The sequence below is a fragment of the Paenibacillus sp. 01L418 genome (genome assembly GCF_056400045.1).
Map to the genome: position 1 here is coordinate 1 of NZ_JBFTSN010000876.1, position 533 is coordinate 533.

Below are 533 nucleotides of genomic sequence, written 5' to 3' on the forward strand. Positions count from 1 at the left end.
GTACGTTACTGAACCTGTTAAAGAAGATATCGAACTAATATATACCGATATAGAATCGACATTGATGGAGTCTTTAAAAGCCTAAAAGGATACGTTACCAGGAGTGTTGGAGACGATTAGTCTTCTCCGTGAAGCGGGGATCGTTATTGGCTCGACTACAGGCTACACCAAAGGAATGATGGATGTTATCGTGCCTGAGGCAAGGCGCAAAGGATATTCGCCTGACTTCATGATTGCTTCAGATGAGGTGAAAGCGGGACGCCCTTATCCGTATATGATATTCCGTAATATGACAGAACTCGGGATATTTCCTCCCGCTTCAGTGATGAAGGTCGGGGACACGGTATCTGACATTTATGAAGGAAAGAACGCAGGCGTATGGACAGTGGCTATCATCTCGGGCAGCAGTGAGCTCGGACTGACACAATCAGAGGTAGAGATGATGGACGCAGGCGCGCTGAAAGCGCGCATGGACGAGACGAGAAAATCGTTCGAAAAAGCGGGAGCTGATTTCATTATTAATTCAATATCCC

General features: G+C 46.5%; 1 protein-coding gene. It reads left to right on the top strand.

All coding sequences use genetic code 11. The annotated features are described in order from the left end of the window. Positions 1–106: 106 nt before the first annotated feature. Positions 107–533 (top strand): HAD family hydrolase (locus AC1DSE_RS36225; RefSeq protein WP_477529243.1); only part of this gene is annotated, 427 nt, incomplete at its 3' end.